The 14233-nt window shown below is 69.3% G+C and carries 15 protein-coding genes and 1 pseudogene; 6 read left to right on the forward strand and 10 right to left on the reverse strand.

Annotated elements, in window-relative coordinates; genetic code table 11:
* Positions 1-472 precede the first annotated feature (472 nt).
* The 6 genes from AB5J53_RS04790 to AB5J53_RS04815 all read right to left on the reverse strand — a co-directional run bounded on the left by AB5J53_RS04790 (position 473) and on the right by AB5J53_RS04815 (position 6948).
* Positions 473-1711, reverse strand: a complete 1239-nt coding sequence (locus AB5J53_RS04790; protein ID WP_369251977.1) for an IS256 family transposase — start codon at positions 1709-1711, stop codon at positions 473-475.
* Between the two features lie 264 nt (positions 1712-1975).
* Positions 1976-2443 (reverse strand): DUF721 domain-containing protein, encoded by a 468-nt coding sequence (locus AB5J53_RS04795; protein WP_369244373.1) that lies wholly within the window; start codon positions 2441-2443, stop codon positions 1976-1978.
* 150 nt (positions 2444-2593) lie between these two features.
* The gene (locus AB5J53_RS04800; RefSeq protein WP_369244372.1) at positions 2594-3337 is read right to left on the reverse strand and encodes a hypothetical protein; all 744 of its coding nucleotides are present in this window, start codon (positions 3335-3337) and stop codon (positions 2594-2596) included.
* Between the two features lie 565 nt (positions 3338-3902).
* Complete coding sequence (locus tag AB5J53_RS04805) at positions 3903-4550, reverse strand: response regulator transcription factor (RefSeq protein ID WP_369244371.1); 648 nt, start codon at positions 4548-4550, stop codon at positions 3903-3905.
* Entirely contained in the window at positions 4538-6592 is a 2055-nt protein-coding gene (locus AB5J53_RS04810) for a sensor histidine kinase (RefSeq protein WP_369244370.1), read from the reverse strand. Before AB5J53_RS04810 ends, AB5J53_RS04805 begins: the two co-directional genes overlap by 13 nt.
* On the reverse strand, positions 6589-6948 hold the full coding sequence (locus tag AB5J53_RS04815; protein ID WP_369244384.1) for a response regulator transcription factor: 360 nt from the start codon (positions 6946-6948) through the stop codon (positions 6589-6591). The genes AB5J53_RS04810 and AB5J53_RS04815 overlap by 4 nt, the downstream gene beginning before the upstream one ends.
* 136 nt (positions 6949-7084) lie before the next feature.
* On the opposite strand from AB5J53_RS04815, the gene AB5J53_RS04820 reads away from it, so the two are divergent.
* The 4 genes from AB5J53_RS04820 to AB5J53_RS04835 all read left to right on the forward strand — a co-directional run bounded on the left by AB5J53_RS04820 (position 7085) and on the right by AB5J53_RS04835 (position 10533).
* Positions 7085-7759 carry a hypothetical protein gene (locus AB5J53_RS04820; RefSeq protein ID WP_369244385.1) on the forward strand — a complete coding sequence of 225 codons (675 nt, stop codon included), beginning with the start codon at positions 7085-7087 and terminating at the stop codon, positions 7757-7759.
* Positions 7760-8764: 1005 nt separating this feature from the next.
* Positions 8765-9244 (forward strand): hypothetical protein, encoded by a 480-nt coding sequence (locus AB5J53_RS04825; RefSeq protein WP_369244386.1) that lies wholly within the window; start codon positions 8765-8767, stop codon positions 9242-9244.
* A gap of 407 nt (positions 9245-9651) precedes the next feature.
* Positions 9652-10053, forward strand: coding sequence for a hypothetical protein (locus AB5J53_RS04830; protein ID WP_369244387.1), 402 nt, complete (start codon positions 9652-9654; stop codon positions 10051-10053).
* 57 nt (positions 10054-10110) lie between these two features.
* Positions 10111-10533, forward strand: a complete 423-nt coding sequence (locus tag AB5J53_RS04835; protein WP_369244388.1) for a hypothetical protein — start codon at positions 10111-10113, stop codon at positions 10531-10533.
* A 13-nt stretch (positions 10534-10546) separates the two neighbouring features.
* On the opposite strand, the pseudogene AB5J53_RS04840 reads toward AB5J53_RS04835, so the two are convergent.
* From AB5J53_RS04840 to AB5J53_RS04850, 3 genes and pseudogenes are all read right to left on the reverse strand, one after another.
* Positions 10547-10810: pseudogene (locus AB5J53_RS04840) on the reverse strand (transposase); the annotation flags it as partial.
* A gap of 484 nt (positions 10811-11294) precedes the next feature.
* The gene (locus AB5J53_RS04845; protein WP_369252054.1) at positions 11295-11579 is read right to left on the reverse strand and encodes an ATP-binding domain-containing protein; all 285 of its coding nucleotides are present in this window, start codon (positions 11577-11579) and stop codon (positions 11295-11297) included.
* Positions 11580-11636: 57 nt separating this feature from the next.
* Positions 11637-12278, reverse strand: a complete 642-nt coding sequence (locus tag AB5J53_RS04850; RefSeq protein ID WP_369244389.1) for a TetR/AcrR family transcriptional regulator — start codon at positions 12276-12278, stop codon at positions 11637-11639.
* 84 nt (positions 12279-12362) lie between these two features.
* On the opposite strand from AB5J53_RS04850, the gene AB5J53_RS04855 reads away from it, so the two are divergent.
* Positions 12363-13100 carry an SDR family NAD(P)-dependent oxidoreductase gene (locus AB5J53_RS04855; protein ID WP_369244390.1) on the forward strand — a complete coding sequence of 246 codons (738 nt, stop codon included), beginning with the start codon at positions 12363-12365 and terminating at the stop codon, positions 13098-13100.
* Positions 13101-13142: 42 nt separating this feature from the next.
* Positions 13143-13319 carry a hypothetical protein gene (locus AB5J53_RS04860; RefSeq protein ID WP_369244391.1) on the forward strand — a complete coding sequence of 59 codons (177 nt, stop codon included), beginning with the start codon at positions 13143-13145 and terminating at the stop codon, positions 13317-13319.
* On the opposite strand, the gene AB5J53_RS04865 is transcribed toward AB5J53_RS04860, so the two are convergent.
* Positions 13316-14214, reverse strand: a protein-coding gene (locus tag AB5J53_RS04865) for an IS5 family transposase (protein WP_369252056.1) whose coding sequence is annotated in 2 segments (ribosomal slippage) — positions 13316-13848 and positions 13848-14214 — 900 coding nt in all. Because the reading frame shifts where the segments join, the coding sequence is not laid out codon by codon here. The genes AB5J53_RS04860 and AB5J53_RS04865 overlap by 4 nt on opposite strands.
* Positions 14215-14233 lie beyond the last annotated feature (19 nt).

A 14233-nucleotide genomic window follows, 5' to 3' on the forward strand; every position in this document is an offset into this window, starting at 1 on the left:
CGTTTCGTGTCCGATGTCGTTGAGGGTGAAGAGCGTCAGCGGATCGCTCCGCTGAGGTGGCACCGGGCCTGAGGGCTCGGTGTCTTCCCGTTTCATCGTCTCCTGCCGTCCGGCCCGTGGGTCGGACAGTCTTACGGGGGCTCGGCGGGCGTTTTGTGTCACCCCGCTACCGGGCAGCGACGGCGTGCCGCGTGAACGCCTCCTGGGCCGGGGTGGGATCCAGCGCGAACTTGAACGCCCGAAGGATCTCCTGCCGCACCTGCCCCCTCAACTCTCGGCTGCGAAGGCGTCGTTGAGGACTGTAGAGGCCAGCACTGACAATCCGTCTGGCCCGCGCGTTTACGCCGTACGCCGGCCCACCGTGCTCTGCGGTGTGTCGGCTGAGGCGCTTGCCCGTTTGGCTCGTTCCTCTCGTGCCCGGCGCACCGCCATGGCGTGCACAGGGTCGTGTCCCTCGTCGTGGTGTTGGGGATCAACTGGCGGGCGTGTTTGGAGTGTTGGGCAGCGCCGGGTCGCTTTCGGGGAGTTCGCGGTAGATCTCGCCCATGCTGCCTTCGGGGAGGTAGCGGCGGGGAAAGGCGATCCATTCGTCGTGCATCTCGAAGAGCACGGCGGTGACCAGCCGGATGAGCGCGTCGTCGTTGGGAAAGACCTGGACGACATCGATCCTGCGCTTGATCTCCCGGTTCACCCGTTCCAGCGGGTTCGTCGACTGGATCTTCTTCCAGTGCCGCGGCGGGAAGTCCGCGAACGCGGTCAGATCCTCCTTCGCCTCCAGCAGCATCGCTTTGACCTTGGGGAACTGGGTGCCGAGCATGTCTGCGACGGTGTCCAGCTGCGTGCGCACGAGGCCGGCGGTGGGCTGGGTGAAGATCGTGCGGATCGTCGCGGCGACCATTTCACCGGAATCCCGGTCGATCACGCTGAAGGCATTTCGCAGGAAATGAACCCTGCACCGCTGCCAGGCGGCGCCGAGCATCACCTTGCGGACCGCAGCGACCAGCCCGGCGTGCTGGTCGGTGATGACCAGGCGAACCCCGGACAGGCCGCGCTCTCGCAGCGAGCGCAGGAATTCCTTCCAGAACGCCTCGCTCTCGCTGTCGCCGACCATCAGGCCCAGGACCTCGCGGTTGCCGTCCTCGGTGATGCCGGTGGCGACGACCACGGCCCGGGAGACGATCTGATGGTTCACCCGCGCCTTGCAGTAGGTCGCGTCCAAGTAGACGTAGGGGAAGCGGACGTGGTCCAGCGGGCGGGTGCGGAATGCGGTCAGCGGCTCATCCAGCATCGTGCAGATCCGCGAGACCTCGGACTTGGAGATCCCGCTGTCCCCGCCCAGGGCTTTGACCAGGTCATCGACGCTGCGAGTGGAGACGCCATGCACGTATGCCTCCATGATGACCGCGTAGAGGGCCTGGTCGATGCGGCGCCGGCGCTCCAGCAGGCTGGGGAAGAAGCTGCCGGTGCGGACCTTGGGGATCTCCAGGTCCAGGTCGCCGGCCAGCGTGGTCAGCACCTTCTCGCGGTGCCCGTTGCGGACGTTGGTCCGCGTCGGCGTGCGCTCGTTCCACTCCGCACCGATGTGAGCACTCGCCTCGGCCTCGATCAACTCCTGCACCATTCGCTCGGCGATGGCGCGGATGAGCTCGATTCCGTCGGTCGAGCGTAGTGACTCAAGCAGCCGTATCAGTTCAGACTGGGACAGGGCCATCGTGCACTCCTCGTGGTTGAACTGGGCGTTCACCAAGGAGAGTTACGCGATGGCCCACCTCCTGTTCAGGGAGCGGTCCTCACCCGTGGAAGTGCGCCCCGGGCAGACGCCCGCGCACTCCCAGCCACTGATCCCGTACACCACGACAAGGGACACCATCGTGCACAGCTGCCGCTGTCCTGCGGCGCTCGGCTTGGGCGTCCTCGATGGGCGTTGCCCCGGCAGTAGCCGCGGCGTCCTGTTCGTCGCCGAATGCGCGCTCGCTCAGTTCGCGCAGGGCGCGAGTCTGCCGCTCAACTGCCTCTGCGATGGCCGGATCTTCCCTATGTGGCGGGGCCCCGTCTGCAGATGGGCTTCGAGGGTGCGGCGGTAGCCCTCGCTGGCCGTCTCCCGCGTCTTCACCGGGACCGTGAACGCGGCCGAGGGGACGTCGGCCGGCTCGAGGGCGGGAACGGAACCGGGCGCGAGGATCCGCAGGCCGCGCACGACCGTCCGGCCTGCCGACTCGTTCGCGGCCTTGATGACGCGGGCCTGCTCCAGGCGCAGCTTCGTCGCCCAGGCCGCCGACTCCGGGCACACGGTGAGCCAGCCGGAGTCGGTGTCGTAGCTGACGGCACCGACGTACCCGGCGAAGTTAGGGGCAATGACCGCCCACCGCTGCCGCAGGGACGCGCCGGCGGCCGGAAGCTCCCAGGCCCGCTCGGTGGCGAGCATGCCGATCGCGTCGCCCATCCTCATCGGCTCCCGCCCGCCGCGAGACCACCGACGACATACCCGGCTTCGTCTTCACCTTCGTCGTACGGCTGCCGTTCTTGCGCGCCGTCTCCATCGCGGACCGCAGCACGACGCGCGCCAGGTCGAGGCCGGACGGCTCCTGCCCGCTCATGACCGCTCCCAGGTGATGTAGCCGAGGGAGAGGTGCCCCAAGCGAGACAGGCGGGTGACCTGGTCGACGAACGTGCTCGTGAACAGGCGCCTCGCCGACACCTCGCCGTACAGGTCTATGTGGTCGAACACCACCTGGTGGTCCGTCGCGGCGCGGTTGCGCCAGTCCACGACCTGCTCGCGGCTCAGCTCCTCGAGAACCAGCTCCTGGTCGACGACGTCGGCCTCCGGCTCCGGCACGGCGGGTGCTGGGCGGGGAGCGGGCAGCACAACCGTGGCCTGCGGCGCGGCCGGCTCATCGAGGGCGGGCCGCGTGGCCGCGGCTTCGGTACGAGCCTTGGCGGCCGCTGCCTTCCGAGCGCGCTCCTGCTCCCAGCGGTGCTCGCGGGCCCACGCCTGGGTGGTCACGGCCTCGTGCAGCTGCGACTCGGTCGCCGTACGGCGCTCCTCGGGCGAGGCGTACGGCATCGCGTCTTCGACGGCGGCCGCCACCGCGTGCCGCTGGGCACGACTGCTGGCCTGCCGGTCCTCACACCGAGGGCAGTCCCGGCCCGAGTCGAGCAGCATGCGGTCGTCACAGAGCTTGTCGCCGCACTGCTGGCGCTGGGACAGGGCGCGGCTGACCAGCCAGCCCACCGGATTCGTGATCGGCGCACCCAGCCGCATCTGCTCGTCCAGGCGCCGGGCGAGGCGGTCGGCGAGGACCTGCGGCGCGTCGACCCGGCCCGCGAAGCACTCCACCAGGCGCAGCTCGGTGCGGGTCGTGGTCGACGTCGCCAGCCCCGAACTGACCGGCGGCCAACTGCTCGGCGTGCCGGAGATGCGTGCCCTGGCGAGGGAACGACGACCTGGCCGACGAGGTCATCGCCTCTGGTGGTCAGCCGGACTGGCGTGGAAGCCGCGTCGGGCGATTCGGCGGTCACGGTCAGGGTCACCTGATGGATGACGAGTACGTGCCGTTCACCGGGCAGTCGGCGAGCCTGGTCCACGAGATCCTGCCAGCGGCGGAGGCGGTTGCGAGGAGGGCGGAGGCGGTGTCCAGGGAGGCATGAGGGGCCCACGAGTGTGGGAGCCCCTCATTGGGTCGGTCAGCGCGAGCGCTTGGCCAGCGGCGGGTCGAGGGCTTCCAGCGTGCCTGCGGCCGAGCCGCCCGTCCTGCCCTCCGTCGTCAGCGGCCTCGCGTGTTCAAGAGCGGAAGGGACCCGGCCACACGCATCAGCGTGACTGGTTCAGGAATGCAACTACTGACTTTGAAAGCCGGTCGTGCCGGCAGGCCGCCGTGCGCTTGCGTCTTTCACCGAGCCTTTCAACAAGCGCGGAGGTATGCGAGGACGGCGAGGACGCGGCGGTGGCCGGCGGCGTCCTGGGGGAGGTTGAGCTTGGTGAAGATGCTCCGGACGTGCGCTTCGACGGTCTTGGGGCTCAGGAACAGTTCTGCGGACAGGGCGAGGTTGGAGCGGCCCTGGGCCATGAGTTCCAAGACCCGTCGCTCGCGTCGGGTGAGCGCAGTCAGCGGGTCGTGGACGCGCTTGCGGCCGAGGAGGCGGGCGACGAGTTCGGAGTCGAGTACGCAGTCGCCATTCGCGACCCGCCGCACGTCGTTGGCGAACGTCTGCAGGTCGGCGACCCGGTCCTTGAGCAGGTACCCGACGCCGGATTCGAATTCGGTCATCAGTTGCATGGCGTAGGACGTTTCGACGTGCTGCGACAGCAGCAGCAGTCCGACGTCGGGGTGTGCGCGCCTGAGTTGGATGGCGGCCTGCATTCCCTCGTCCACGTGGCCGGGTGGCATCCGGATGTCGATGATCGCGACGGCGGGTGGTTCGTGTCGTACGAGTGCCATCAGTTCGGCGGCGTCGTCGGCCTGGCCGGTGACGTCGAAGCCGGCCTCAGCCAGGATGCGGGCCACGCCCTCGCGGAAGAGGACGGCGTCGTCGGCGACTACCACGCGCATGGGATCTCCGCTCGGAGTCGGGTGCCGTTGCCGGCGGGGCTGTGCACGGTCAGCCGGCCGTTGAGCGTGGCGAGGCGGTCGCGGATGCCTTGGAGTCCGTTGCCCCACCGTCCGTTCGCGCCGCCCCTACCGTCGTCGGTCACTTCCACGCACAGTCGGCTGTCAGTGAGCTGGCCGGTGACTGCGATGGTCGTGGCGCCTGAGTGTTTGGTGGCGTTGGTCAGGGCCTCGCTGACGATGAAGTAGGCGGTCGCCTCGATCTCGCCCGGCAGTCGCGTGGCGAGGGGTACGTCGACGGTGACCGGGATCGGTGAGCGTTCGGCGAGGGCGTCGAGGGCCGCGCCGAGTCCTTCGCGGGTGAGGACGGCCGGGTGGATGCCGCGTGCGAGTTCCCGCAGCTCGGTCAGTGCGAGGGTCAGCTGGTGGCGGGCGTCCTCTATCGCGTGGGCGAGGGCCGTGTCGGGTGGCGCCTGCGTGGCTATGGCCTGGAGGGTGAGCGCGAGAATGACCAGGCGCTGCTGGGCGCCGTCGTGGAGGTCGCGCTCCAGACGGCGGCGTGCCTCGTCCTGCGCTGCGACGATGCGTTGTGCCGCCGCTTGCAGCTCGGCTGCCTGCACCGCGATCTGGTGCAGCCGGCGCCTTAGTTCTTCGCCGAGTCCTATGTTGTCGAGGACGAGTTCGGCCTGTGCCACCAGGTCCTGCAGCAACCGGTCTTCGGCGACGGTCAGCGCTTCGCCGCGTGCCTTGGTCAGCGTCACCGCGCCGCGCACGGCGCCTCGGCTGTCGATAGCTCGCACGTGGGTGCGTCCGCCGTCGTCCAGCGCCGCGAGCGTGGTCGGCGCGGTGACGACGGGCGTGGCGGGGACGGCCGCCGGAGGCCAAGTGGCCACCGCCACGAGTTCCGCCTCGGCGCCCACCCACAAAGTGACCTCTGCGGCGCCGACGCCGTCGGCGATGGTCGAGGCGAGGCCGGTGAACAGGGCGGCGTCGTGGCCGCCGCGGCTGACGTGGGTGGACAAGCGCGCCAGCGACTCGTAGGGCGTGAGCCGGCGCCCGTACACGAGCCGGTCCGCGGCCGTCTGAACGCGGCGCCGCACCCGTTCGAAGACGACGGCGACCAGGGCCGTGGCCGCCAGCGGCAACCACGGGCCGTGGGCGTCGCCAACGCCGATGAGCCGTCCGATCCCGGCCACGACGGCCACGTACACCACCGTGATGATGACGGCCATCGCGCCGTACACCACGGTCTTGTTGATCAGCAGGTCGATGTCGTACAGCCGGTACTTGACGATCGCGACGGCCGCCGCGACGGCCACCAGCGGCACGGCCAGCAGCCCGAGCGCGGGGGTGCGGAACGCGACAAGCCCGGCGCCCATGGCGAGACCACCCATGACCACGGCGTATGCGACCCAGCGCAACTGCCGTGCCTCGTCGCCGTGTGCGCGGCGGAGCCGGACGACGGCGCCGATCACCCACACCAGCTGGAACAGCAGATAGGCCGTGGGCCCCAGCACGTTCCACAGGTGTTGTGCCGTCTCGTAGCCGGCGAGGTGAAACGGGTGCGCGATGGCAAGGCCGTTGTCGGGGTACTCGACCGGCCACAGCGCCGAGGTCAGCGACAGCAGGGCGGCCGCGGGCACCATCGCTGCCACCACGACCCGCCAACGCGACGAGGGCAGCGCGCCGTGGGGGAAGCAGAGCATGGTGACGCCGAACAGTGCCAGCACCGGTGCGAGCGGCCAGGTGCCCAGCCAGCCGAGCCACACGGCGCTCGGCTCGCCTGTGCCGGCGGACCCGGCCGCGTACTGGCGCCCGAAGAACATGACCGCGTGCGCGACGCCGGTTGCGAGGAACAGCCAGCCCTCGCGATGTCCCGGCCGCCGGTCGAGTACGAACACTCCGACGGCTGTGAACGTCGCCGCGATCAGCCCGTTGTGGAGATTGGGCACGAAGACGCCGCAGGCGAAGCCGCCGGCAACGAGAGCGCCGGAGACCAGGCCGAGGCCCAACGGCGCGATGCGGGGGCGGCGAGGCGCGATCATGGTCTGCCGATGGCCTCGGTGAGGGTCGCCACCGACAGCTCGGCCTTGGGGATGAACCCGGCGGCGCCGCTGTCTGCCACGCGCCGTCCGTAGTCCGCCGCGTCGCGCGTGGAGACCAACACGATGCAGACGCCTTCACTCAGGCTCATGATCTGCGGTATCAGGTCCAACCCACTGACGTCCGGCAGTTGGATGTCCAGCAGTACCACCTGCGGGCGCACCGCGGCGATGGCCTCGAGCGCGGTCCGCCCGTCTGGGCACAACGCCGCCACCCCGAGCCCTGCCGCCGACACGAGTTCGGCGGCCAGCGCCCTGAACTCGGCGTGGTCGTCCACGATGACGGCGTTGCGGGGCATGCACAGATGCTCGCACAACCGCACCCGCCCCCGCCTGAGGGCTAGCCCTTATCAGCTGCAGGGCTGGCCTCGATGAACGTCCACGCCACAATTCCTACGGTTGCGGTAGTCGTTCGTCCATCCGGAAGGATGTCCCATGTCAACTACGTCAGTCCCCGCGCCTGTTGCCCGGGCCAAGGCAACGATCACCGGGTGGTTGTTGCTCGCCGGCGGCACCGCCTTCCTCGTCGGCGGCGGCATGCACCCGAGGGTCGACGCGCCCGATGGCGGCGCCAAGGAACGGTTGCGGATCATGTTCGAGGACGGGGGCTGGTACCCGTCGCAGGCGCTCATGCTGGCCGGCACCGCTTGCATCGCGGCCGCACTGATCACGCTCGTACGGCGCCGCCTGCCTGCAGGGGCACCGTCGGTGCGGTACGCGGCCATGGTCGCGGCGGTGGGGGCGGCACTGGCCTCGGTGGCATTGCTGGTGCACCTGCTCGCCGCCGGTGAGGCGGACCGCCTCGTCGGCGGCGGTGCCACGCCGATCACCGACACCCTGGTCGTGGTCGACACGATTGCCATTCCCCTGTTCGGCCTTGCCATCGCGGCGCTCGCGCTGGCCGGTGCGCTCACGCGGTCCCTCGGCAACGTGGTCGTCGCGATTCCCGGTGTCGTCGGCGGGGTGGGTTACGCCTTCGCCGCCGGAACCATCCTGATCTCCGACCGCCTCGACGGGCTCTTCCCTACCGCTATCGGTATCGCGCTGTGGGCCGCAGCGGTAGGCGTGCAGCAACTGCTGCGAGAGCGCCGCGCCACCGTCACGGCCTAGCGGCACCGCGCCGGGCCGGCCACGGGAGGGGGTGGCCGGCCCAGCGGTGACGCGGCCGACTCGCTGCGGGCGGCGCTGCAGAGGCGCTGCCTGAGAGGAAATCCCGACCGGAACGGAAAACGGCACTCAGACACGCAAGGCCCCGAAGTCCGGTGCTCTGACCGCCGTTCATGACCGAATGACCCTAAAAGAAGGGGTGTTCCCAGTGTGCACTTCACGGGCCGCTCACCGGCCAGCCGCTCACACGCGACGGACGTCCAGCCCGATCCGTCGCCCGCCGGTTGCCGCACCTGTTGCGCTCGCGCTGCATGCCGTGTTCGGTGCGGGCGACCACGATCATGCCGGTGATGCGGCGGTCGGTGGGTCACGGCGCGGTCAACATGCCCCCCTTCCAGCCGGGCCGCCCCCACAACCAGTCGACGCACATCGCCAGGGTGCTGGACGTGACAGCGCACAGCGGCGCCATCGGACTCGGCGCAGAACTTCGGCCGGGCGGCCGTCGACCCTCGCGCGCACGGCCAGGCTGTCGATGTACTTCAGGGCGGCCCGGGTGACGGTGTCGTGCGTCTTCGGCCGGAACAGCAGGGCCGGGCGTGCGGGTCCGCTGACTGTCGCCTGGCGGTCTGTCACCGATGCTCCCCTGGACCGCAGATGGAGGCACTCACCGAACCCGCATAGAGGGAGCCGGTCCGGAGACGATGGAGCGGCGCGGGCCCGGACGTGCGCGAGGCCCGCACCCCATGGGAAGGGAGTGCGGTCCTCGGTTCGCCAGCGGGAGGTGCAGCATCGGTGGCCCCTGACCTTGCACGGCCGGCAGGTCCCGACGGTGACGAGGCGCCGCCTTGAGCTGCCGGAGCTTGCGGCCTCGACGACCGGACGGACGCTGCCTCACGGCGACAGTCCAGGAGCCCGGCAATGGCTCCGTTATGCGCCGCAATCAGGAGTAACGGGGCGGGTGTGCGGGCACCGTCGGGATGCTGTCGTCAGCTGGGGTGGGGGGTCGCGGTGACAGGTGCGGAGATCGCAGTTGGCTATGTGTTCGCCTGGCTGACGGGCAAGGCCCGGCGGGTGGCGAACCGGGCCGACGCGGAGGTCGACCGGAGCCTGGACGCCGGGATGGAGCGGCTGCACAACCTGGTCAGTGCCAAGCTCGGACAGGACCCGGCACTGTGGCGTGCCGGGGACGAGGCCGCAGCCGGGCAGGCCGAGCTCTCGCAATACACCCGGCGGTGGTTGACGGACACCTTGCGGGATGCCTCCGAGCACGACGCGGCCTTCGCCGCCGCCCTGGAGAACCTGGTAAGGGCGCTGCAGGCCGCTGCCGCTCTCGGCAACCGTGCGGTGGCCGCGTCCGGTGACGGGCCGGCCGTCGGCGGGCACGTGGACATCCGCGCCGAGGGCGGGTCTGCGGCCGCGCTGACGATGGGGGACGTGACGATCGGGTCCGCCCCAAACCCTCGCACGCCGGGTCCGGACCAGGGCTGACCGCACCCGGCGCACCCCCAAGCCCGCCCGGTAGCGTCGGTGGCACGGCCATCACCGCCTTGAGCATCGGCCAGCTTCACCAGCACCGGTACGAATACGCCGCACCGCCCACCCCGGCATCACCCCAACGCTCCCGGGCCACGCCGCCCGCCGCGGCACCACCCCAACGGTCCCCGGAAGAAATCGTCCCCCCGCCGCACAGGACGATCGCGCTCACGGTCGTGACACTGTGCATCGTCACAGCCACGCTCATCTGGGCCGCGACAGGCGGCATGGGCTCGTTGAATAACGCCTTGGGGGGCGCCACGGGGGCCGTCTCAGGGGGCGCCTCGGAGACCGCCTCAGGGGACACCTCGGGGATCGCCCCGGAGGACCCCGCGGAGGACACCTCACCGAAGCAGATCACCGTGCGCGCCTCGGGCCCGCCACCGTGGAGCGTGTCAGGATACGGATGGACCTACACGGTGAAGTCGGTCACTCGGACCACCAGCACATGGCAGTTCGACAAGCGCCCGTCTTTGACCATCACCGCGGACGTCGAGCGCAGCAGCGCAAGCGACCACGCCCACATGGAGTACCAGATCAGCGGCGAGGACACCGGTGCCCTCTTGGACACGGTGCCTTTCGAGGACCGCGTCAAAATCGGCGACAACGGAACCCCACCAGTACACCAGCACAGGCAACTCGTACACGTGGTGTGGGACGCAAACCCACAGGCGCGGCATCTGACGATCACACTGCACGACTTCTATGCGCCTGACGGACAGGACCTCGTTCTGAAAGGCGTGCCTGTCCCCTCCAAGACCTGACAGGGCCCTTGGGGAGCTTTCCAGCTGGGAGGCAAGCCCGTCCACCACGACACCTGGATGAACAGCTCGGAAGAAACCCAACGGCAGTGGCAGCTCAGCTGTCTGGCCACCGAGAGCCTGCGCTACCTCCAGCTAAAGGAAGCACTCGGACAGCCGCCGACCGCCAAGGAGTTCGGCGCCCAGCGTCTGACCTGGCCCTGGCCCGGCGAGGAAGCCGAAGGCTGGCCCATCCTCCAGCGCGTCCTGGCAACGCTGACCCGTACCAGCCTGGCCCCGGCCACTACCCACTCCCCCACCAGCCCGCTACCCGGTGAGGAGAGCCGCACCCTGCAATTGCGGACGAAGAGAGCCACCGAGGCCATCCGCACCGAGCCGACGACGGTCCGCATCACCTGCCCCGGCGCACCCGTTGACGTGCCCGCTGTGGGTGAGGGAATTACGCTCGGATGGTTCGTCGGGTCTGTCAAACGAGCGCTGTAACTGGGGTTGTTGGTTACTGACGGGCTGCTGAGAGTCGGCCGTCGAAGGTGATGTCGAAGGCGTTCAGCGCGGTCTTCCATCGCATGGCCCAGCGGGCCTGGCCTTTGCCGGTGGCATCGAGCGACATGATGGCCATGTAGACGCACGTCAGGGCGGCCTGCTCATTGGGGAAATGTCCGCGGGCTTTGACGGCTCGCCGGATGCAGGCGTTGACCGACTCAATCGCATTCGTCGTGCAGACGATGCGGCGGATCTCAGTGTCAAAGGGCAGGAACGGGGAAGCCCTTCCTGCATCGCCCCAACGCCCGATCCCTTACATCGCTTCTCCCCGACCGGGTCGCCCTGCAAGCACTCGCCATCGGCGAGACCGCCTATGTGAGGGACGACGTCGTGCGGGACTCCCCGCCACCTGAGTTGATCTCTGCATGACGAGTACAGCGCAACTCGGCACACTCGTTGCTGCCCCTGTGCCGCGGCCGCGCAGCGGCCCGACCATGACGCCGTGGGGGGGGACGCCCCTGTCTCGACCCACCAAGGTCTCCGACGTGGTCGGTAGTCTCAGCCCCGGACAGATCGTCGCGATCGAGTGCACGGTCTCACGCTCGTCCAGACCGCAAAGACGCTGGAATCGTGGGCGTGACAGTAGAGGTCGTCGGGATCGCGAGGCGATGACGGAAGCCGATGCCCGGCCGGAGTTCCGTGCGGCCGCATAGCAGCAGCGAAGTTAGCGGCCAGCCCGAGTCTCGCCTCACGCGGCAACGTCATTCCCAGGCGAGTTGCCCTCTCAGGGTCTGGGAGTGAGGGGCAGGTGCAGCGGCGTCGGTGTGGGTGATGCGGTATGTGAGGGCGGTGTTGCGGCGCTGGTTGCGGTTGTTGGCGATGGCCCGCTCGACGGCTTCCCTCTGGCCGATGAGCATGACGCCGTTGCGGGCACGGGTGACGGCGGTGTAGAGCAGGTTGCGCTGGAGGAGCATCGTCCCGGCGGCGTTGACCATGGGGACGATGACGTACAGGTATCCGCTGCCCTGGGAGCGGTGCACAGTCAGCGCGTAGGCGTGGACTAGGCACTGTCCGCCGGATCATGTGGCCGTGATGGCACCAAGTTAGTTCTCGCGGGCCGGACTGCGCCCGGTTGCGAGGCGTTTCTGCCCCTCGGGCATGGGCAGGACCGCCAGTGCGGTGTTTGCAATGTTCCGCAGCGTCTCCGGGTCCAGGCCGGCCTTGCCTACCGCCTCGATACCTCGGACCACCGTCAGCAGCAGTGCCGCCAACCGCTCCGGATCCGCAGCGCCATCGATGTCGCCGTGACGCTGGGCGGCGCTGATCTCCGTCCGCAGCAGGGTCAGCAGTGCCGTCATGGTCTCGGCCGACCGTCCGGCGACCGTCGGATCGTGCTGGGCCAGTTCCGCCGCGCCCTTGGCCAACAGGCACCCGCGGCGCTTGGTGTCGGAGGCGGTGTTCTCCGCCATTAGGTGCACGTATCCCGACAGCCGGGCCAAGGCCTCTGCGTCCGGGCCACCTGCCAGCCGCGCTTCGGCCACCTCAACGACTGCGGTGCACCAGTCGCCAAACACACGGTGGAACAGCTTGCCCTTGTCGCCGAATGCGCCGTACAGGCTGCCCTTGCCCAGGCCGGTCGCCTGGGCGATGTCGTCCATCCGGGTTCCTGCATAGCCCGTCGCCCAGAACTGTTCCCGGGCCCGCTCCAGGACTTGGCGTTCGTCGAATGCGCGTGGTCTCGGCATGGTGTCAGCCTATCCATTCTTGACTCGATCGTCCATTACTGCCTACGTTATGGACGATCCATTCCACAACTGAAGGGGTTCGACATGCCAGGCGTGCTGCAGGAGAAGGTGGCCGTGATCACCGGAGGGACCAGCGGGATCGGGCTGGCCATCGCCCACCGCTTCGTCCGGGAGGGCGCACGGGTCTTCGTGACCGGCCGGGACATCGACCGCCTCGAAGCGGCAGTCAAGGAGATGGGCCCTGCGGCCACCGGCGTACGATCCGACGTCTCGGTCCTGGCCGACCTGGACGCGCTCTACGCGCGAGTCCGCGAGGAGGCCGGACGCATCGACGTGCTGGTGGCCAACGCGGGAATCGTCGCGGACGCCTCGCTCGGCGCCCACACCGAGGCGAACGTCGACCTGACGCTCGCCGTCAACGTCAAGGGCCCACTTTTCACCGTTCAGAAGGCGCTTCCGCTGCTGGCGGAGAACGCCTCCATCCTGGTCGTCGGCTCGAGCAACAGCGTGCGGCCCAATGAGCAACTCGAGGTCTACAGCGCCTCGAAGGCGGCGGTGAGCAACCTCGTGCACAACTGGGCCCGGCAGTCGCGGGAGCGCCGATTCCGGGTCAACGTGCTCAGCCCGGGACCCACGCGGACCCCTGGCCTGCTGGGCGCCGCGGGGCCGGACGTCGACCGGTTCGCCGAGGCCGTCGTGCCACTGGGGCGGCTGGCCGACGCCGAGGAAATCGCCGAGGCCGCCCTCTTCCTGGCTTCGGACGCCTCGTCGTTCGTCACCGGCGCCGAACTCTTCGCCGACGGCGGCTACACCCGGGCCTGAACCACGGCCGGTGGTGCACATCCGGTTCCCTAGAAGCGATGGGTGCACTCCCGCGCGTGTGCGTCGTACGAGGCCCAGTGCGCCGGGAGCAACGAGATCGTGGCCGCGGCCTCTTTGGATGACGTCGGCCACCACCCCGACTGCCGCTCCGGCAACGCCAACCTCCGCTGGATGCTCATCGTGAGGGAGCTGCTTGACGGGGCGAAGGGGTACTACTAGGTCTCTCCGGTGGGTCGCGACCGGAGCCAAAGTCGGATCGAGGCAACGGTGACGGCGCCGTAGAAGACGTAGGCGCGTTTGTCGAACCTCGTCGCCACAGCCCGGAAGCTCTTGAGGGCATTGATCGTCCGCTCTACCTCGTTCCTGCGTTTGTAGATCGTCCTGTCGAAGCCAGCGGGCCGACCGCCCCTGCTGCCTTTGTGCCGTCGGTTGGCTCGCTGGTTCTTCGGTTCGGGGATCGTGTGCTTGATCTGGCGTCGCCGCAGGTAGCGGCGGTTGCGACGGGATGAGTAAGCCTTGTCTCCGCCGAGGTGGCCAGGCCGAGTCCGCGGTCGCCCGCCATCCCGGCGGGCGACACGGACACGCTCCATGACCGGGATGAGCTGCGGAGCGTCGCCCCACTGCCCCGGGGTGATCAGCAAGGCGAGTGGGCGGCGTCCGCCCTCACCGGCAGGGTGGATCTTGCAGGTCAGGCCGCCCCGTGAGCGTCCCAGGCCCTCATCGGGGCGGTGCTGCAGGGGCGTGTGTCCTTTCCCGGAAGCCGCGGGGGTTTCTTACGTGCTCCCGCGGCGTGTTGGTGGGCCCGGCAGGAGGTGGAGTCCACGCTCACCATGGACCAGTCGATGCGGCCTTCCGCGTCAGCATCGGCGAGGACAGCCGCGAAGAGCTTGTCCCATGTGCCATCCGCTGACCAGCGCCGATGCCGCTCGCACACGGTCCTCCACCGACCGAAACGCGCAGGCAGATCCCGCCACGGTACCCCGGTGCGCTGCCGGAACAGAATCCCGTTGATCACCCTGCGATGACTCTCCCAACGGCCCCCGCGCTGACCGGACTTCGGTAGATGCGGCTTCAGCCGGGCCCATTCTTCATTTGTGAGATCTCCCCGCCCCATGAGCATGCCAACGAACCGA

This window comes from Streptomyces sp. R41 (genome assembly GCF_041053055.1).
Taxonomy (GTDB): domain Bacteria; phylum Actinomycetota; class Actinomycetes; order Streptomycetales; family Streptomycetaceae; genus Streptomyces.

Bases quoted from the DNA above. Each gene is read 5' to 3' on its own strand.
- AB5J53_RS04805 (WP_369244371.1), bottom strand. From the start codon at position 4,550: ATGCGCGTGGTAGTCGCCGACGACGCCGTCCTCTTCCGCGAGGGCGTG.
- AB5J53_RS04835 (WP_369244388.1), top strand. From the start codon at position 10,111: ATGAACAGCTCGGAAGAAACCCAACGGCAGTGGCAGCTCAGCTGTCTG.
- AB5J53_RS04815 (WP_369244384.1), bottom strand. From the start codon at position 6,948: ATGCCCCGCAACGCCGTCATCGTGGACGACCACGCCGAGTTCAGGGCG.
- AB5J53_RS04790 (WP_369251977.1), bottom strand. From the start codon at position 1,711: ATGGCCCTGTCCCAGTCTGAACTGATACGGCTGCTTGAGTCACTACGC.
- AB5J53_RS04855 (WP_369244390.1), top strand. From the start codon at position 12,363: ATGCCAGGCGTGCTGCAGGAGAAGGTGGCCGTGATCACCGGAGGGACC.
- AB5J53_RS04795 (WP_369244373.1), bottom strand. From the start codon at position 2,443: ATGGGCGACGCGATCGGCATGCTCGCCACCGAGCGGGCCTGGGAGCTT.
- AB5J53_RS04850 (WP_369244389.1), bottom strand. From the start codon at position 12,278: ATGCCGAGACCACGCGCATTCGACGAACGCCAAGTCCTGGAGCGGGCC.
- AB5J53_RS04820 (WP_369244385.1), top strand. From the start codon at position 7,085: ATGTCAACTACGTCAGTCCCCGCGCCTGTTGCCCGGGCCAAGGCAACG.
- AB5J53_RS04810 (WP_369244370.1), bottom strand. From the start codon at position 6,592: ATGATCGCGCCTCGCCGCCCCCGCATCGCGCCGTTGGGCCTCGGCCTG.